Annotated in this window: 15 protein-coding genes; 6 read left to right on the forward strand and 9 right to left on the reverse strand. The window is 74.6% G+C overall.

Features of this window, described 5'->3' with window-relative positions; all coding sequences use genetic code 11:
- Positions 1-9: 9 nt before the first annotated feature.
- Complete coding sequence (locus BLR33_RS14400; protein WP_093784850.1) at positions 10-573, reverse strand: GtrA family protein; 564 nt, start codon at positions 571-573, stop codon at positions 10-12.
- Positions 574-765: 192 nt separating this feature from the next.
- Between BLR33_RS14400 and BLR33_RS14405 the strand changes: the two genes are divergently transcribed.
- The 3 genes from BLR33_RS14405 (at position 766) to BLR33_RS14415 (ending at position 3,733) form a co-directional block, all read left to right on the forward strand.
- On the forward strand, positions 766-1,917 hold the full coding sequence (locus BLR33_RS14405) for a 5-(carboxyamino)imidazole ribonucleotide synthase (RefSeq protein ID WP_407639675.1): 1,152 nt from the start codon (positions 766-768) through the stop codon (positions 1,915-1,917).
- Positions 1,910-2,455, forward strand: coding sequence for a 5-(carboxyamino)imidazole ribonucleotide mutase (purE, locus tag BLR33_RS14410; protein ID WP_093784851.1), 546 nt, complete (start codon positions 1,910-1,912; stop codon positions 2,453-2,455). Before BLR33_RS14405 ends, purE begins: the two co-directional genes overlap by 8 nt.
- A 78-nt stretch (positions 2,456-2,533) precedes the next feature.
- A complete protein-coding gene (locus BLR33_RS14415; RefSeq protein ID WP_093784852.1) occupies positions 2,534-3,733 on the forward strand; it encodes a dipeptidase in 1,200 nt (399 codons plus the stop codon).
- A 325-nt stretch (positions 3,734-4,058) separates the two neighbouring features.
- Here BLR33_RS14415 and BLR33_RS14420 read toward each other — a convergent pair whose 3' ends face one another.
- Complete coding sequence (locus tag BLR33_RS14420) at positions 4,059-4,556, reverse strand: ATP-binding protein (protein ID WP_093784853.1); 498 nt, start codon at positions 4,554-4,556, stop codon at positions 4,059-4,061.
- 151 nt (positions 4,557-4,707) lie between these two features.
- The gene (locus tag BLR33_RS14425; protein ID WP_093784854.1) at positions 4,708-5,076 is read right to left on the reverse strand and encodes an STAS domain-containing protein; all 369 of its coding nucleotides are present in this window, start codon (positions 5,074-5,076) and stop codon (positions 4,708-4,710) included.
- 193 nt (positions 5,077-5,269) lie between these two features.
- On the opposite strand from BLR33_RS14425, the gene BLR33_RS14430 reads away from it, so the two are divergent.
- The gene (locus tag BLR33_RS14430) at positions 5,270-6,190 is read left to right on the forward strand and encodes an RNA polymerase sigma factor SigF (RefSeq protein WP_093784855.1); all 921 of its coding nucleotides are present in this window, start codon (positions 5,270-5,272) and stop codon (positions 6,188-6,190) included.
- Between the two features lie 105 nt (positions 6,191-6,295).
- Here BLR33_RS14430 and hutI read toward each other — a convergent pair whose 3' ends face one another.
- The 4 genes from hutI to hutU all read right to left on the reverse strand — a co-directional run bounded on the left by hutI (position 6,296) and on the right by hutU (position 11,929).
- Positions 6,296-7,519 carry an imidazolonepropionase gene (gene hutI, locus BLR33_RS14435; protein WP_093784856.1) on the reverse strand — a complete coding sequence of 408 codons (1,224 nt, stop codon included), beginning with the start codon at positions 7,517-7,519 and terminating at the stop codon, positions 6,296-6,298.
- Positions 7,520-7,587: 68 nt separating this feature from the next.
- Entirely contained in the window at positions 7,588-8,976 is a 1,389-nt protein-coding gene (locus BLR33_RS14440; RefSeq protein WP_093784857.1) for a formimidoylglutamate deiminase, read from the reverse strand.
- A complete protein-coding gene (locus BLR33_RS14445; protein WP_093785179.1) occupies positions 8,967-10,163 on the reverse strand; it encodes an allantoate amidohydrolase in 1,197 nt (398 codons plus the stop codon). Before BLR33_RS14445 ends, BLR33_RS14440 begins: the two co-directional genes overlap by 10 nt.
- Before the next feature lie 101 nt (positions 10,164-10,264).
- Positions 10,265-11,929, reverse strand: coding sequence for a urocanate hydratase (hutU, locus tag BLR33_RS14450; protein WP_093784858.1), 1,665 nt, complete (start codon positions 11,927-11,929; stop codon positions 10,265-10,267).
- Between the two features lie 184 nt (positions 11,930-12,113).
- Here hutU and BLR33_RS14455 point away from each other — a divergent pair, with 184 nt between their 5' ends.
- Positions 12,114-13,451 carry a type III PLP-dependent enzyme domain-containing protein gene (locus BLR33_RS14455; protein ID WP_093785180.1) on the forward strand — a complete coding sequence of 446 codons (1,338 nt, stop codon included), beginning with the start codon at positions 12,114-12,116 and terminating at the stop codon, positions 13,449-13,451.
- 228 nt (positions 13,452-13,679) lie between these two features.
- Here the strand turns inward: BLR33_RS14455 and BLR33_RS14460 are convergent, their stop codons facing one another.
- Positions 13,680-14,195, reverse strand: a complete 516-nt coding sequence (locus BLR33_RS14460; protein WP_245771408.1) for a hypothetical protein — start codon at positions 14,193-14,195, stop codon at positions 13,680-13,682.
- Between the two features lie 397 nt (positions 14,196-14,592).
- Here BLR33_RS14460 and BLR33_RS14465 point away from each other — a divergent pair, with 397 nt between their 5' ends.
- Positions 14,593-16,194: an LPXTG cell wall anchor domain-containing protein gene (locus BLR33_RS14465; protein ID WP_107408882.1), complete on the forward strand. Its 1,602-nt coding sequence runs from the start codon at positions 14,593-14,595 to the stop codon at positions 16,192-16,194.
- Positions 16,195-16,281: 87 nt separating this feature from the next.
- Here BLR33_RS14465 and BLR33_RS14470 read toward each other — a convergent pair whose 3' ends face one another.
- A complete protein-coding gene (locus BLR33_RS14470; RefSeq protein WP_093785181.1) occupies positions 16,282-17,094 on the reverse strand; it encodes a MurR/RpiR family transcriptional regulator in 813 nt (270 codons plus the stop codon).
- Positions 17,095-17,437: the final 343 nt, after the last annotated feature.

The following is a 17,437-nucleotide window of genomic DNA, read 5'->3' on the forward strand; positions in this document are numbered from 1 at the left end:
CTGATGGGGTCAGCTGATGGGATCGGCCGCCGGCTTCTTCTGCTTCCCGACCCTGGCCGCCTTGGTGGCGGGCTCCGCCCCTTGGCGGGCGCCCTCCGCGGCCGCCTCCGCCAGGGGCTCGGCCTGCTCCGGCCCAGCGGCCGGCAGCGCCCGGAACACCCAGGTGCGGTAGGACCAGAAGCGGAAGAGGGTGGCGATCCCGATGCCGACGAACTTGAAGACGTTGCTCTGCAGCTGGGTGTCCCAGCCCAGGCCGTAGGTCGCCAGGTAGAGCACGCCGTTCTCGATCACCAGGCCGATGGCGCTGAAGAACAGGAAGAGGCCGAGTTCCCTGGGGCGGCTCGCCCGGTCGCGGTCACGGTAGGTGAAGTACCGGAAACCGACGTAGTTGAAGACGATCGACACCATGGTGGCCACGACGCTGGCCCGGACCGTCTGCAACCCGGTGCTGTGCCGCACGAGGTTGAACACCCCGATGTTCACCAGCACGCCCGCCGCGCCCACCGCGCCGAACTTGGCGATCTCCCGGTACAGCAGGGCCAGTTTCCAACGCAGTGCGCGCAGTCCGCTCATGGTGGTCGATCGGCCCTGTCTGTGCGGTATCGGGGTTCCAGCCGGGTTCTGCGGGGGTCTCGGGGACGCCCGAGGCGTCCTGATGGCAGTGGGGGCGTCTCCACATGCTAACCGCGCGGTGCGAAAATACGGCGATCCGCCGTGATCCACATGCGGTATTCGGCCCGTCTTGCGCGCCGATACCCTGGAGGCGTGACATTTCCCGTAGTCGGCATGGTCGGCGGCGGCCAGCTCGCCCGTATGACCCACGAGGCCGGCATCCCGCTCGGCATCAGGTTCAGGCTCCTCAGCGACACCCCGCAGGACTCCGCGGCCCAGGTCGTCTCCGACGTCACCGTCGGTGACTACGGCGACCTGGACACCCTGCGCGCCTTCGCCGCGGGGTGCGACGTGCTCACCTTCGACCACGAGCACGTGCCGATCGAGCACCTGCGCGCGCTGGAGGCCGACGGCGTCGTGGTGCGCCCCGGGCCCGACGCCTTGGCGCACGCCCAGGACAAGGTGCTGATGCGCGCCCGGCTCGCGCGGATCGGCGCCCCCGCGCCGCGCCACCGGGTCGTGTCCGACCCCGCCGACGTGCTGCGCTTCGCCGAGGAGGGCGACGGCCTGCCCGTGGTCCTGAAGACCGCCCGCGGCGGCTACGACGGCAAGGGCGTGTGGGTGGTGCGCTCCACCGAGGACGCCGAGGACGCCTTCCGGGCCGGCGTGCCGGTGCTCGCCGAGGAGAAGGTCGACTTCGTCCGGGAGCTGGCCGCCAATGTGGTGCGCTCCCCGCACGGCCAGGCGGTCGCCTACCCGGTCGTGGAGTCGGTCCAGGTGAACGGCGTGTGCGACACGGTGATCGCGCCCGCTCCCGGCCTGTCCGAGGAGCTGTCCGCGCGGGCCCAGCAGCTGGCGCTGACCATCGCCCGCGAACTCGGCGTGGTCGGGCACCTGGCGGTGGAGCTGTTCGAGGTGCGCGACGCCGACGGCAGCCCGCAGATCCTCGTCAACGAGCTGGCGATGCGCCCCCACAACAGCGGGCACTGGACGATGGACGGCGCGGCCACCTCGCAGTTCGCCAACCACCTGCGGGCGGTGCTGGACCTGCCGCTGGGCGACCCCCGCCCGCGCGCGCCCTGGACGGTGATGGCCAACGTGCTGGGCGGCGACTACCCCGACATGTACCCGGCCTACCTGCACTGCATGGCGCGCGACCCGGGCCTGAAGATCCACATGTACGGAAAGGACGTCAAGCCCGGCCGCAAGGTGGGCCACGTCAACACCTATGGCGCCGACCTGGCCGATGTGCGCGAGCGCGCCCGCCACGCCGCCGACTACCTGCGAGGGACCATCGATGAGTGAAGCGGCCGCGGAGTCCTCCGCACCCCAGGTCGGCATCGTGATGGGCTCGGACTCCGACTGGCCGGTCATGGAGGCCGCCGCGGAGGCGCTCGACGAGTTCGCCGTCCCCTACGAGGTCGACGTCGTCTCGGCGCACCGGATGCCGCACGAGATGATCGCCTACGGCGAGCAGGCCGCCGGGCGCGGCCTGAAGGCCGTCATCGCCGGCGCCGGCGGCGCGGCCCACCTGCCGGGCATGCTCGCCTCGGTGACGCCGCTGCCGGTGATCGGGGTGCCGGTGCCGCTGAAGTACCTCGACGGCATGGACTCGCTGCTGTCCATCGTGCAGATGCCCGCCGGGGTGCCGGTGGCGACGGTGTCGGTGGGCGGTGCCCGCAACGCCGGGCTGCTGGCCGCGCGCATCCTGGCCGCGCACGACGCGGAGCTGCGCGCGCGCATGGAGGAGTTCCAGGCGTCACTGCGCGAGCAGGCCGCGGAGAAGGGCCGGCGGCTGCGTGCGAAGGTGGGGGGGACCTCCGGGTTCGGCTTCGCCAGGTAGCCGGCGGGCGGCGCGCCCGCCCCGCCGGACCTGCGCGGCGCGCGGCCCGGCCGCACCGGACCCCGGGAGCCTGCCACCGTGGATGCCCTGCTCGCCCGCGCCCGCGACCTGCTCGCCGACCACCCCGTGGTGGACGGCCACAACGACCTGCCCTGGGCGCTGCGCGCCCAGGTCGACTACGACCTGGACCGCTTCGACCTCACCGCGGACCAGAGCGATCGCACCCACACCGACATCCCGCGGCTGCGGGCCGGCGGGGTGGGCGCGCAGTTCTGGTCGGTCTACGTGTCGGTGTCGCTCAAGGGCGCCGACGCCGTGACGGCGGTGCTGGAGCAGGTGGACGTGGTGCGGCGGATGACCGAGCGCCACCCCGCGGACCTGGTGCTCGCCCTGGGCGCCGACGACATGGAGGCGGCGCGCGCCTCCGGCCGCATCGCCTCGCTCATGGGCGCCGAGGGCGGCCACTCCATCGACTGCTCGCTCGCGGTGCTGCGCGGCCTGTACGCCCTGGGCGTGCGCTACATGACGCTCACCCACAACGACAACACCCCGTGGGCGGACTCGGCGACCGACGAGCCGGTGCTGGGCGGGCTGTCCGCCTTCGGCGAGGAGGTGGTGCGCGAGATGAACCGCCTGGGCATGCTCGTCGACCTCTCGCACGTGTCGGCCGGCACCATGCGGCACGCCCTGCGGGTGGCGCAGGCGCCGGTGCTCTTCTCGCACTCCTCCTCGCGCGCGGTCTGCGACCACCCCCGCAACATCCCCGACGACGTGCTCGCGGCCCTGCCCGGCAACGGGGGCGTGGCCATGGCGACCTTCGTGCCGAAGTTCATCCTGCCCGCGGCGATCGAGTGGACGGCGCAGGCCGACGCCAACATGCAGGCGCACGGCCTGCACCCCCTGGACACCACCCCGCAGGGGATGGCCGTGCAGCGGGAGTTCGAGGCCGCGCACCCGCGCCCGCAGGCCACCGCCGCCACCGTCGCCGACCACCTGGACCACATGCGCGAGGTCGCGGGCGTGGACCACATCGGCATCGGCGGCGACTTCGACGGCACCGCCTTCACCCCGGCCGGCCTGGACGACGTGTCCGGCTACCCGAACCTCGTCGCCGAACTGCTGCGCCGCTCCTGGTCCGAGGCCGACCTCGCCAAGCTCACCTGGGGCAACGCGGTGCGGGTGCTGCGGGACGCCGAGGCGGCCGCACGCGGCATCGCCGCCGAGCGCGGCCCCTCCGCGGCGACGATCGGGCAGCTGGACGGCGCCGCGGCCGCCTGAGCGGCCGTACGGCGGTCCGTCGGGCCTGCGGTGGGCCACTGGTCCGGCGGGACCGTTCCGAGGCGGCAGAGAGCCGGGCAGGGCTCGCGGTGGCCGCCCTGGGCGACCACCGGCACGCGCCCTCTCCGCAGAGCAGCCGCCCGCTGGGGCCGGAGGCCGGCTTCGGCGCCCGGGGGGTGGCTGCCCTGAGCGCCTGGCTGCGCCTCATGGACGGCGGAGGGGGCCCGGCGCCCGAGGGCCACCCGTGGGCGCGCACGCGAAGAGCCCATGGAGCCCGTCGGGCTCTATGGGCGGTGGATCGATCCGGGCCTCGGGGAGGCACCGCTCAGGAGGGGGCGGCCAGCTCCGCCCAGACCGTCTTGCCGGGGCGCGAGGCGTCGCGGACGACGCCCCAGTCCAGACAGAGCCGCTGCACGATGAACATGCCGTGGCCGCCGGGGCGCCCGGCACGGTGCGGGGTGCGGGGGGCCGGATCGCCCGCACTGCCGTCCACGACCTCCAGCCGCAGCGCCTTGGCGTTGTGGAGCAGCCGCAGCTCCTCCGGGCCGCCGGCGTGCAGGCATGCGTTGGTGACCAGCTCGGAGACCACCAGCAGGACATCCTCGGCGGCCGCGCGGCGGTCGGCGGTGGCCGCGGGCAGCCAGCCCCAGTCGTACAGCGCCTGACGCGTGAAGTCGCGTGCGCGCGGCACGATGCCGCTCTCCCCGGTCAGCAGCAGCCGCCGGACCGGTTCGGGCGGCTGCGGTACCACGTCGGGGTCACCGCCGTCGTCTTCCGTCGCGGGACGGCGGTCACCCGCGGCGTAGGGCCGAGTGGTGCTCATCTGGGCCTCATCTCACGGATGTCCGGCTGGGTCCGACTGTCTTCTGCCCGGTCGATCTCCGGGAACACGCGCCGGACGCGATGAATGATCCCGTCGCCCGGCCACTGCCGCTCCTGTGCCACGCGTTCTGCCCCCCACTCCCGCCCCCCGGCTACTCCCGGAGCGCCTCCTCCAGTGTGGCGTGCACGGTGAACACCGCCTCGGCGCCGGTGATCTCGAACACCCGCGAGACCGTCGGGCGCATCGCCGCCAGGTGGACCTCGCCGCCCAGTTCCTCGACCCGCAGCCGGGCACCGAGCAGGACGTTCAGTCCCGTGGAGTCACAGAACTCCAGACCCGAGCAGTCCACGACGAGCCGGGTCGCGCCGGCGTCGACCGCAGCCGCGATCGGCTCCGCGAGCACCTCGGCCGTGTGGTGGTCGAGTTCGCCGGAAGGAGTGAGAACCGTGCTCCTGCCGTGCCGCGTCACATCGACGTGCAGCCGGCCGAGCCCTGCCGTGCCCACTGCCTCATGGTCCATCTGCGCTCCCTCACCGCGCCCCGGGGACTCCTGTACGCCCCGGGTGCCGCGCTTAGACCCTACTTGCCGCCCGACACGCGCGGTAGTCATCCGCCGGTCACAAGGGCTTCAAGGACTTGCAGAAGGCGCCGGTGACGCGGTAGGGCTGAAGTACGGCAGAGGTACACCCGCGCCGCAAGAGAGGGATGAGCACATGACACCCCGGCTCGGCCTGGAACACGAGCAGGAAAAGCAGGGGGGCGCCGCCCGGTGGGCGGACGAAGGCCAGGAAGGCCCCTTGGGGGTGCGCGCGGCCCAGGCCCCGGAGGGGCTGGACGGGCTCCCCGAGATCCCTCCGTACGACGAGATCGGCCCGGTGGACGCCCGGGCGCTGTCCAAGACCCTGTTCGCCCGGCTGCACTCCCTGGAGGAGGGCACCGCCGAGTACAGCTATGTGCGCAACACCCTGGTGGAGCTCAACCTCGCCCTGGTGAAGTTCGCCGCCTCGCGGTTCCGCACCCGCAGCGAGCCCATGGAGGACATCGTCCAGGTCGGCACGATCGGCCTGATCAAGGCGATCGACCGGTTCGAGCTGGCCCGCGGCGTGGAATTCCCCACATTCGCGATGCCGACCATCGTCGGCGAGATCAAGCGGTTCTTCCGCGACACCAGCTGGTCGGTGCGGGTACCCCGGCGGCTGCAGGAGCTGCGGCTGGACCTGGCCAAGGCCGGCGACGAGCTGGCGCAGCGGCTGGACCGCGCGCCCACCGTGCGCGAGCTGGCCGACCGGCTCGACCTGCCCGAGCACGAGGTGATCGAGGGCATGGCGGCGAGCAACGCCTACACCGCCAGTTCCCTGGACGCCCAGCCCGCCGAGGACGACCCGGAGGGCGCCCTGGCGGACCGGATCGGCTACGAGGACCACGACCTCGAAGGCGTCGAGTACGTCGAGTCCCTCAAGCCCCTGATCGCCGGGCTGCCGCAGCGCGACCGCACCATCCTGTCGCTGCGCTTCGTGGGGAACCTCACGCAGTCCGAGATCGGCGAGGAGCTGGGCATCTCCCAGATGCACGTCTCGCGGCTGCTCAGCCGCACCCTGGCCCGGCTGCGCAGGGGCCTGATGGTCGAGGAGTGAGCCGAGCGGGCTGAGAACGAGCCGGAGAGGGGTCCCGTACCGCGGGGCCCCTCTTGCTGCGCCGCTTGTCCCGCGCGGGAACCGGCGAGCGGCGCCTGCCGGGGTTCACGTCCCGCCGGGCGCCCCTTCGAGTGTCACGTGCCCGGCCCGCCATCGCAGCTCCCCCGCCTGCCACACGGCCGCCGTGAGGGGCACTCCCGGGCGATAGGCGAGGTGGACGTGGCCGGGGGCGTCCAGCAGGTGCAGATCGGCGCGCGCGCCAGGTGCCACGGTGCCGATGTCGGTACGGCGCAGGGCCCGCGCGCCGCCGTACGTGGCCGCACGTACCGCCTCGTCCGGAGTCATGCCCATGTCGCGGACGGCGACGGCGACGCAGAAGGCCATGGAGCTGGTGAACGACGAGCCCGGGTTGCAGTCGGTGGACAGCGCCACCGTGGCGCCGGCGTCCAGCAGGCGGCGGGCGTCCGGGTAGACGGCGCGGGTGGAGAACTCCGCGCCGGGCAGCAGGGTGGCCACAGTGGCCGAGCCCGCCAGGGCGTCGATGTCGGCGCCGGTCAGGTGGGTGCAGTGGTCGGCCGACGCGGCGCCGAGTTCGACCGCCAGCTGCACGCCGGGCCCGGCGGTGAGCTGGTTGGCGTGCACGCGCGGGACGAGGCCGCGGGCGGCGCCCGCGGTGAGGATCGCGCGGGCCTGGTCGCCGTCGAAGGCGCCCTCCTCGCAGAAGACGTCGACCCAGCGGGCGTGCGGCGCGCAGGCGTCCAGCATGGGCCCGGTGACGAGGTCCACGTATCCGGCCGGGTCGTCCGCGTACTCGGGGGCGACGACGTGGGCGCCGAGGTAGGTCGTCTCGGGGGTGCGCTCGGCGGCGATCCGCAGCGCGCGGGCCTCGTCGTGGACGGTCAGGCCGTAGCCGGACTTGGTCTCCACCGTGGTGGTGCCCTGGCGCAGCGCCTCGGCGAGGAAGCGGTCCAGGGCGGCGCCGAGTTCGGCGTCGGAGGCGGCGCGGGTGGCGGCGACCGTGGTGCGGATGCCGCCCGCGGTGTAGGGGCGGCCGGACATCCGCGCGGCGAACTCGGCGCCTCGGTCCCCGGCGAAGATCAGGTGGGAGTGGGAGTCGACGAAGCCGGGCAGCAGGGCCCGCCCGCCGGCGTCGACCCGGTTGTCGGTGGGGGGTGCTTTGCTTGACGGGCCGGTCCACACCACGCGGTCGCCCTCGACGACGACCGCGGCGTCGCGGACCAGGCCCAGGGGATTGTCCGCGCCGCTGAAGGAGGGATCGTTGGTGACCAGGCTGCCGATGCCGGTGACGGCCGTGCTGGTCGCGGTCATGGCCTGCTCCTTCGTGCTGCTCGCGGGCGTTGGAGGGGTGGCGTGGGCGGTGCGGCCGGACGGGCCGCTCAGCCGCGGGTGGCGGCGATCGCGGCGGCCAGGGCCGCGGGCACATCGTCCACCAGCCGGTGCCGCCCGTCGGCCACGACGTGCCGCCCGCCCACCACGGTGTGCCGCACATCGGCCGCGCTCGCGGCGAATACCGCGGTCTCGGCCGCGAGTCCGGGTGGCGGCCCCGCGGTCCGTACCGAGTCCAGCGCGATCGTGGTGAGGTCGGCGAGCGCGCCCGGCCGGATGCGGCCCGCCTCGGGCCAGCCCAGGCAGGCGTGCCCGTCGGCGCCGGCCGCGCGCAGCAGGGCGGCCGCGGTCCAGTGGCCGCGGGCGCGGGTGCGCAGCCGCTCGTCCAGTTCCATCGCGCGCGCCTCCTCCAGCAGGTCGATCACGGCGTGGCTGTCGCTGCCCAGGCTCAGCGGACTGCCGGCCCGCTGGAGGGCGGGCGCGGGGCCGATGCCGTCGGCGAGGTCGCGTTCGGTGGTGGGGCACATGCACACCGTGCTGCCGGCGCCGCCGAGGAGGTCGATGTCCGTGTCCGTGAGGTGGGTGGCGTGCACGGCGGTGGTGTGCGGGCCCCAGAAGCCGTGGTCGGCGAGGAGCCGGGCGGGGGTCCGGCCGTAGCGGGCCAGGCACGCCTCGTTCTCGGCGGGCTGCTCGGAGAGGTGGACGTGGACGGGCACGCCGCTGGTGCGCTCGGCGAAAGTGGCGTAGCCGTCCTCCTCTGCGAAGGCCCGCACCGAGTGCACGGCGGCGCCGATCCGGGCGTGCGCGGCGCCCTTGAGGCGGGACCAGCGGTCGTACCAGCGGTCGGCGGTGCCGTCGCCGAAGCGTGCCTGCACGCCCTCCAGCGGCAGGTGGCCGTCCGGGCCGAGGCCGCCGCGGAGGTAGGCGGTGTCGAGCAGGGTGATGCGGATGCCCGCCTCGGCGGCGGCCGCGATCAGGGCCTCGCCCATGGCGTTGGGGTCGGCGTAGGGCGTGCCGTCCCCCTGGTGGTGCAGGTAGTGGAACTCGCCGACGCAGGTGATGCCGGCCAGCGCCATCTCGGCGTAGACGGCGGTGGCGAGTGCGAAGTACGAGTCGGGGGTGAGGCTGCGGGCGGTCGCGTACATGACCTCGCGCCAGGTCCAGAAGGAGGTGGGCGCCTGGTGCCCGGGCCCTGTTCCCCGGGTCCCGTCCTCGAGGCGGCCGGCCTGGGCGGTGCCGCGCAGCGCGCGGTGGAAGGCGTGGCTGTGCGCGTTGGCCAGGCCCGGCAGGGTCAGGCCGTGCAGGGCGGTGGCTCCGGGTGGCGGGGCCGGGGTGCCGGTGCGCACCTTGGTGATCCGGCCCCCGTCGGCGGTGACCAGCACGCCGGAGGCGACCTGCGGGTCGAGCCAGGCGTGTTCCAGCCAGTAGGTCACCGGCACGCGAGGCCCTCCAGTACGTCGGCGAGCGCGGTGACGCCGGCCGCGCAGTCGTCCTCGGCGGCGTGTTCGGCCGGGGCGTGCGAGACCCCGGTGGGGTTGCGCACGAACAGCATCGCGGTGGGCACCCGGGCCGAGAGGATGCCGGCGTCGTGCCCGGCGCCGGTGGGCAGCACCGGGACGGGCCGGCCGCGGCCGGCCAGGGCGGCCACGGTGTCGCGCAGCTCGTGGGCGAACTCCACCACGGGGGTGAAGGACTCGCGCACCACATCCACGGTGACGCCGTCGCGCTGCCCGCGCTCCCTGGCGGTCTGCTCGATCGCGGTCACCACCTCGGCGAGGGTCTGCTCGTCGGCCGCCCTGGAGTCGAGCCAGCCGCGCACCAGGGAGGCGATGGCGTTGACGCCACCGGGCTCCACCGCGACCTTCCCGAAGGTGGCCAGCGCTCCCGCGAGCCGGGCCTTCTTGCGGGCGGCCAGCACCGTGGTGGCGTAGGTGAGCATGGGGTCGCGACGGTCCTCCAGGCGGGTGGTGCCCGCGTGGTTGGCCTCGCCGCGGAAGTCGAACCGCCAGCGCCCGTGCGGCCAGATCGCCGAGGCGGCGCCGACCGGGTGGCCGCCGAGGTCCAGGGCACGGCCCTGCTCCACGTGCAGTTCGACGAAGGCGCCGACGCGGGCGAGGCGTTCGGGGTCGGGGCCGATCGCCTCGGGGTCCCGGCCCGCGCGCTCCATGGCCTGCGGCAGGCTCACCCCGTCGGCGTCGCGCAACTCGCGGGCGCGCTCGACGTCGAGCTGACCGGCCGTCAGGCGCGAGCCCACGCAGGCGAGTCCGAAGCGGGCGCCCTCCTCGTCGCCGAAGTTGACCACGGCCAGCGGCTTGTTCGGGTCCGCGCCCCGGGCCCGCAGCTCGTCCACCGCCGCGAAGGCGGACACCACGCCGAGCGGGCCGTCGAAGGCCCCGCCGTCGGGCACCGAGTCCAGGTGCGAGCCGGTGACGACCGCGTCCCCGGCGGCGGGGTCGCCGAGCCAGGCCCACTGGTTGCCGTTGCGGTCCACCTCGTAGGCCAGGCCGCGGGCGCGGGCCTGCTCCTCGAACCAGGCCCGGCAGTCGGTGTCGGCCGCGGTCCAGGCGAAGCGGCGGTAGCCGCCGGAGGAGGGGTGCCGGCCGATGCCCGCGAGGTCGCGCCACATCGTCCGGAAGGAGTCGGGCGCCGCGCCCGGTGAACCGGGGGTGGTGCCGTGCCGGTCCGCGCCCTCGCCCTGTTGCCCGGTGGCGCCGCGCTGCGGCCCGCTCACTCCTGCCCGTCCTCGCGCATCGGCACCCGCACCCCGCGCTCGGCGGCGATCTCCTCGGCCCGCTCGTACCCGGCGTCCACGTGCCGGATGACGCCCATGCCGGGGTCGTTGGTGAGCACGCGGCGGATCTTCTCGCCGGCCAGCGCCGTGCCGTCGGCCACGGTGACCTGCCCGGCGTGGATGCTGCGGCCGATGCCGACGCCGCCGCCATGGTGGATGGAGACCCAGGAGGCGCCGGAGGCGACGTTGACCATGGCGTTGAGCAGCGGCCAGTCGGCGATGGCGTCGGAGCCGTCGAGCATGCCCTCGGTCTCGCGGTAGGGGGAGGCGACCGAGCCGGTGTCCAGGTGGTCGCGGCCGATGACGATCGGGGCCTTCAGCGTGCCGTCGGCGACCATCTCGTTGAACCGCTCGCCGGCCTTGTCGCGCTCGCCGTAGCCGAGCCAGCAGATGCGCGCGGGCAGGCCCTGGAAGTGCACCCGCTCACCGGCCAGCCGGATCCAGCGGGCCAGCGACTCGTTCTCCGGGAAGAGGTCGAGGATGGCGCGGTCGGTGGCGGCGATGTCGGCGGGGTCGCCGGACAGCGCGGCCCACCGGAAGGGGCCCTTGCCCTCGCAGAACAGCGGGCGGATGTAGGCAGGGACGAAGCCGGGGAAGGCGAAGGCCCGCTCGTAGCCGGCCAGTTGCGCCTCGCCGCGAATGGAGTTGCCGTAGTCGAAGACCTCGGCGCCGGCGTCCTGGAAGCCGACCATGGCCTCCACGTGGCGGGCCATCGACTCCCGGGCGCGGGCGGTGAACTCCGCGGGCTTGTCGGCGGCGAGGGCGGCCATGTCGGCGAAGTCCACGCCCAGCGGCAGGTAGGCCAGCGGGTCGTGCGCGGAGGTCTGGTCGGTGACGATGTCGATGGGCGCGCCCATGGCGAGCAGATGCGGCACCGCCTCGGCGGCGTTGCCCAGCACGCCGATGGACAGCGGGCGGCGCGCGTCGCGGGCCTCGGTGGCCAGGTGCAGGGCGTGCTCCAGGGAGTCGGCCCGCACGTCGAGGTAGCGGTGGCCGATCCGGCGCTCGATGGCCCGCGGGTCGCAGTCGACGCAGATGACGACGCCGCCGTTCATGGTGACGGCCAGCGGCTGGGCGCCGCCCATGCCGCCGAGGCCGGCGGTCAGGGTGATGGTGCCCGCGAGCGAGCCGCCGAAGCGCTTGTCGGCGACGGCGGCGAAGGTCTCGTAGGTGCCCTGGAGGATGCCCTGGGTGCCGATGTAGATCCACGAGCCGGCGGTCATCTGCCCGTACATCGTCAGGCCGAGCGCCTCCAGGCGGCGGAACTCCTCCCAGGTGGCCCAGTCGCCCACCAGGTTGGAGTTGGCGATCAGCACACGCGGGGCCCACTCGTGGGTCTGCATGACGCCGACCGGGCGGCCGGACTGCACGAGCATGGTCTCGTCCTGCTTCAGGCCGCGCAGGGTGCGCACCATGGCATCGAAGGAGTTCCAGTCGCGGGCGGCCTTGCCGCTGCCGCCGTAGACGACGAGCTTGTCGGGGTGCTCGGCGACCTCGGGGTCGAGGTTGTTCTGCAGCATCCGCAGCGCCGCTTCCTGCTGCCATCCCTGAGCGCTCAGCTCCGTGCCGCGCGGCGCGCGGACCGGCCTCGGTCCCGTCATCGGGCAAGCCTCCTCGTCGTGGCGATCGGTCGCCGGGAAGGGCCGCGGCCGCGGCGGGGTGCCCCCGCCGCCCTGGTCCGCCGTTCCGTGTGGCGAAAACTATTCACATCCTGACCAGCTGAATAGCGCTAGTCAACAGGACCCGGGTGCCGGTCCGGAACGGCATGATGGTGGGATGGCCGGCATGACGGATGAGCTGGGGATACGGCGGGGCCACGCGCTGCGGGCCGCGGTGGAGCAGGGGCTGGCCGGGCCGGCGGAGCCGGTGGTGGGCCTGCTCGACGTCACGGGCATCGAGCAGTCGGCTGCGGCGCTGCACGCGGCCTTCGACACACCGGGGGTGGCGGTCACCCACACCTTCGCGGTGAAGGCCGCCTCCCTGGTGCCGGTGCTCGCGCTGCTCGGCGAGTGCGGGCTCGGCGCGGAGGTCGCCAGTCCCGGCGAGCTGGCGCTGGCCCGCGCGGCGGGCATCCCGGCGGACCGCACGGTGCTGGACTCGCCGGCCAAGACGGTGCAGGAACTGCGCGAGGCGCTCGCGCTCGGCATCGCGGTCAACGCCGACAACCCGCAGGAGCTGGAGCGCATCGACGCGCTGCGCGCGGCCGCGGGCGGTACGCCTTCGGCCTCGCCGATCGGCCTCCGGGTGAACCCGCAGGTGGGCGGCGGCAGCATCGGTGCGATGAGCACGGCGACGGCCACCTCGAAGTTCGGCGTCGCCCTGCGCGACGACGGCGCCACCGCGTGGGTGCTGCGCGCCTACGCCGAGCGGCCCCGGCTGAACCGCCTGCACACGCACACCGGTTCGCAAGGAGTGCCGCTGGAGCTGATGGCGGCGGGCGTGAAGGCGGCCTACGAACTCGCCGAGCAGGTCAACGCGGCGGCCGGGCGGCAGCAGATCACCGTGCTCGACATCGGCGGCGGCCTGCCGGTCAACTTCGGCTCCGACGAGACGGCACCCGCCTTCGCCGACTACGCGCGGGTGCTGCGCGCCGAGGTGCCCGGGCTCTTCGACGGGCGGTACGGCATCGTCACCGAGTTCGGCCGCTCGCTGCTGGCCAAGAACGGCACGGTGCTGGCGCGCGTGGAGTACGCCAAGTCCGCCGGGGGGCGGCCGATAGCGGTCACCCACGCGGGCGCCCAAGTGGCGACCCGGACGGTGTTCGTGCCCGACGCCTGGCCGATCCGCGTCCTGGCGCTGGACGCCAAGGGCCGCGAGAAGAGCGGTGAGCCGGTCGTGCAGGACGTGGCCGGGCCCTGCTGCTTCGCCGGCGACCTGGTCGCCAAGGGCCGCGCGCTGCCGCTCCTGGAGTCCGGCGACCACGTGGCCCTCCTGGACACCGGCGCCTACTACTTCTCCAACCACTTCGCCTACAACTCGCTCCCCCGCCCGGCGGTCCACGGCTACACCGTCCTGCCGGACGGCAGCGTCCGCTTTGCCCTGGTGCGGGCCGCGCAGACCGAGGCGGAGGTTGTCGCGGAGAGCGGCGGCGGCCTTCCTCCGCTGCGGCGGACGGGCGCGTAGCCGCCACCGCGGCCCGCCAGCGGTCCGGCGCGGTGAGCCCGCAGGTCGTCCGGCGCGGCGGGCGCGCGGGCGATCCGGCGCGGCCGCGGCGAAATTCAGGGATTTCACAGACGGCTTCCCCAGGCGGGCGGACCACCGTGGCCGCCTTCCGCCGGTCGTGCCCGGGCCGGCCTCCCCGGCCCGGGCCCTGATCAGCCCTCCCCGGTCAGCCCCGGTCAACCTCCCCGGTCAGCGGTGGCGGCGGGGGCCGCCGCCCGGGGCGGCGTCGCCCGCGGCGATACCCGTGAGCTGGTAGTTCGCGGGGTCGCCGTCGGGGCGGAACCACAGCAGCGCATCGGCCGCGCGCTCGATCCGGGCCAGCCGGCGGGACCTGATCCACAGTCCGGCGCCGACACCGCCCAGCAGCATGCCGCCCGCGCAGGGCAGGGCCACGTTGGACGCGGCGGCCAGCACGAACGCCAGCAGCAGCCACCACCTGCGGCGGCGCAGCCAGGCCCGGGCGGTGATGCGGCGGTCCTGCAGGAAGACGCTCTTGGCGGCGCGCGAGGCCGCGCGTGCCCGCGCCTTGTGCCGCCCGCCGCGGGCCAGGGCGGTGACCACCAGCGCCACGACGAACAGCGCGGCTCCCGACAGCACCCCGATCCGCCGCCCCGTCGGGCCGAACGTGACCGCGAGCCCGGGCAGCGCGGCGACCACGCCCGCCCACCACCACCAGGCCGCCGCCGCGCGTACCGTCACCGCCACCCGCGCCAATGTGTAGGGCCCGCGCACCACTTCCCGCTCCCTTCCGTCCCGCGGCCGCCGCTCCTGCGGGGCGACCGCGCCCTGCCGCTGTGTGCGGGGAGGGAGGTTACTTCGTCAATCTCAGATTTCCGTGAGAGCGGGACGCCGGCCCGGAAGGGTTCCGGAAAGCAGTGGGGGTGAGCGGCACATGGACCGCACGGCCCTTCCTGCCACGGGCTCCGGCGAGCGCGGCCGTCGTACGGGCGGCCCGTCGCAGCCTCCGCTCAGGGGCCGGCGCGGGACCGGCGCGGGAGCGGCCGCCAATGCCCGTCGTGATCCGTGCAACCTTCACCCCACCCCACCGGTCCCACTGGGTGTCCTGACAGCAACATCCGCAAGAACGTGGGGGGACCCTTATATGAGGAACCGCACTTGGCGCCGCTGGGCGGCCGCGACGGCAGCGGCGGCCGCCGCGCTGCTCGGCGGCGCGCTCACCGCCGTCCCGGCACACGCCGACACCGGGCCGACGCTCCAGCTGACCGCCACGAATCCGGTCGGCCTCGCCCTGCCGCCGGACGACGAGGGGCAGATCAGCTGGGGCCTGGACACGCAGGGCGACACGATCCACGACGTCAGCGTCACGGTGGACATCACCGGCATCTCCTCCTTCGCCGACACCTCGGACGGCTACTGCACGGCCGGGCTGTGCACCTTCACGCACGACGAGGTGGACGGGCACGGCACCGGCGGCATCGTCGACATCAAGGCGAAGTCCGGCGCCCACCTCGGCGACACGGGCACCGCCGTCATCACCGGCACCGCCTCGGACGCGACGCTGAAGAGCTACACGGTCAAGGTGACGGTCGGCCAGGTCGGCCTGGTGGTCGGCGCACGCACGCAGTTGGAGGACGTGACGCCGGGCGGCACCGTCAGCGCGCCGCTGACCGTCGCCAACACCGGCTCGCTCACCTCCACCGGTGTGGACTACCGGTTCGCGATCTCCCCCGGCCTCTCCTTCGCCCAGCACTACGCCAACTGCGCCTACGGCACGGCCGTGGTCGACGACAGCTGGGGCCAGACGGTCGAGGACGCCGTCTGCCACTTCGACACCCCGCTGGAGCCGGGCAAGAAGTACGCCCTGTCCACGCCGCTGAAGCTGAAGGTCAAGGACTCCGCGCTGTTCGAGTTCCTCAGCTATCAGGCGACCTCCACCGGCAGTGCGGTGCCCTCCGCGGCGAAGACCGACGGCGGCCCGACGCTCTCCCTCGTCCCCGACGGCACCGCGCCCAAGAGCGGCCAGACGCACGACGAGTGGATCATCGACGCCGAGAACACCGCCGACCTCGCCGTCACCGGCGACACCGTGACGGCCGCGCCCGGCACCGAGGCCACGCTCACAGCCACGGTCACGAACAACGGCCCCGCCTCGGTGGACCTGTTCACCAGTGACGACCAGCTCAGCCTGCTGGTCGACATCCCGAAGGGCACCACCGCGACCAAGGTGCCCTCCTCCTGCGGCCCGTGGACCGGCGGCGGCAAGGGCGAGCCCGCCCTCGGCGCCCCCCAGTACATCTGCGACCTCGACCAGCCCTTCGACGCCGGCCACACCGAGAAGCTCACCTTCACCGTGAAGGTGGACGCCGACGCCCCGGCCACCACCACCGGTGAAGTGGTGCCCCAACTCGCCTACGGCGGCCGCCCGCCCTACGACACCGACACCGACAACAGCACCGGCCACTTCACCGTGCACGTGCCCGGCGGCACCACCACCGGCGGCAGCACGGGCAGCACCACCGCGGCCTCGGCCGGCACCGGCAACCAGCCCGGCACCGACTCCGCCACCCGGACCGCCCTGTCGGGCGGCAGCACCGGCGGCTCGGACTCCGGCGCCACCGGTTCGCTCGCCTCCACCGGCAGCAACGGCACGATGACCCTGCTCTGGAGCGGCGCCGCCTGCCTCGCCCTCGGCAGCGCGGCCTTCCTGGTCGTCCGCAGCCGCAGGAGCCGCGCCACCGCCTGACCCGGAACCCGGCAGCCCGGCGTTCCGGCGCCCAACGCGGCGTCAAGCCACCGCGGCCCGTGGCCCGTTCGTCCCGCTGAGCCCCGCTCAGTCCGCGAACAGGCCGCGGGCCGCCGCTTTGGCGTCGAACTCCTCCAGCCGCGACTGCGCCTCGGGCAGGGCGTCGCACATCGACTCCAGCAGGACGCGGCCGAGCAGCATCGGGGCGCAGGCGGTGTCGAAGGCCAGGCCGGTGCCGACCGCCGCCGGGAGCAGCAGGTCGCTGTGCGCGGCCACGGGCGCGAAGGCGCTGTCGGCGACGGTCACCACGGTCAGCCCGGCACCGCGGGCGTAGCCGAGCGCGTCCACGACCTCGCGCGGGTGGCGGGGCAGCGCGAAGCACAGCAGGGCGCTCGCGCCCGCCCGCACGGCGGCGTCCACCCGGTCGGCCAGCATCGTGCCGCCCTCCTCCAGCAGCCGCACGTCGGGGTGGACCTTCGCCGCGAAGTAGGCGAACCCGCGGGCCTGCGCGCCGGCCGCCCGCAGCCCGAGCACCGGCAGCGGCCGGGACGCGGCCAGCACCGCGCCCGCCCTGGCCACCGGCGCCGGGTCGGCGAGCAGTTCCGACAGGTGCCGCAGGTTCTCCATCTCGGCCTGCACCGCCTGCTGGTACTCGTTCAGCGCCGCCGCACCCGGCGGGCCCGCCGCGGGCGCGACCTCCCGCAGGTGCCGGCGCAGCGCCGGGTACCCGTCGAAGCCGAGCGCCACCGCGAACCGGGTCACCGAGGGCTGGCTCACCCCGGCCAGCTCGGCCACCTCCACGCTGGACAGGAACGGCGCGTCGTCCGCCCTGCGCACCAGGCAGTGCGCGATCCGCCGCTGCGTCGGGGTGAGCCGGTGCGCCTCGAAGAGCTTCAGCAGCCGCGCGGAGCCGCCGCCGTGCTCACCCGGCCCGGCCCCTTCACCCTGCCCGCCGTGCTCACCCGGCCCGGCCTGATCGACCCGATCGCCGCGCTCGTCCCCTTCCGTTCGCTCGCCCTGCGCGGCCCCTTCTCCCGTCCACTCGCCACCCGCTGCCCCTTCCCTGCGAACTCCGTGCCGGGCCCCTGGTGCCGGGCCGCCGTGCCCCTGCCCGCCGCCCGCGCGGCCGCGCCGGCCGGCCTGTTCGCCGTCGTGCCCGGCGGCCGCGCCGGACCCGGGGGCCGTGTTCGGCCCCGCCCCGTCCCCTACGTCGCCGCTGCCGTCGTCCACGCCGCCCATGGCT

Source organism: Actinacidiphila guanduensis (genome assembly GCF_900103985.1).
Classification (GTDB): domain Bacteria; phylum Actinomycetota; class Actinomycetes; order Streptomycetales; family Streptomycetaceae; genus Actinacidiphila; species Actinacidiphila guanduensis.

Bases quoted from the DNA above. Each gene is read 5' to 3' on its own strand.
- BLR33_RS14420 (WP_093784853.1), bottom strand. From the start codon at position 4,556: ATGAGCACCACTCGGCCCTACGCCGCGGGTGACCGCCGTCCCGCGACG.
- BLR33_RS14455 (WP_093785180.1), top strand. From the start codon at position 12,114: ATGACGGATGAGCTGGGGATACGGCGGGGCCACGCGCTGCGGGCCGCG.
- purE (WP_093784851.1), top strand. From the start codon at position 1,910: ATGAGTGAAGCGGCCGCGGAGTCCTCCGCACCCCAGGTCGGCATCGTG.
- hutI (WP_093784856.1), bottom strand. From the start codon at position 7,519: ATGACCGCGACCAGCACGGCCGTCACCGGCATCGGCAGCCTGGTCACC.
- BLR33_RS14425 (WP_093784854.1), bottom strand. From the start codon at position 5,076: ATGGACCATGAGGCAGTGGGCACGGCAGGGCTCGGCCGGCTGCACGTC.
- BLR33_RS14400 (WP_093784850.1), bottom strand. From the start codon at position 573: ATGAGCGGACTGCGCGCACTGCGTTGGAAACTGGCCCTGCTGTACCGG.
- BLR33_RS14445 (WP_093785179.1), bottom strand. From the start codon at position 10,163: ATGTGGCGCGACCTCGCGGGCATCGGCCGGCACCCCTCCTCCGGCGGC.
- BLR33_RS14430 (WP_093784855.1), top strand. From the start codon at position 5,270: ATGACACCCCGGCTCGGCCTGGAACACGAGCAGGAAAAGCAGGGGGGC.
- BLR33_RS14465 (WP_107408882.1), top strand. From the start codon at position 14,593: ATGAGGAACCGCACTTGGCGCCGCTGGGCGGCCGCGACGGCAGCGGCG.
- hutU (WP_093784858.1), bottom strand. From the start codon at position 11,929: ATGACGGGACCGAGGCCGGTCCGCGCGCCGCGCGGCACGGAGCTGAGC.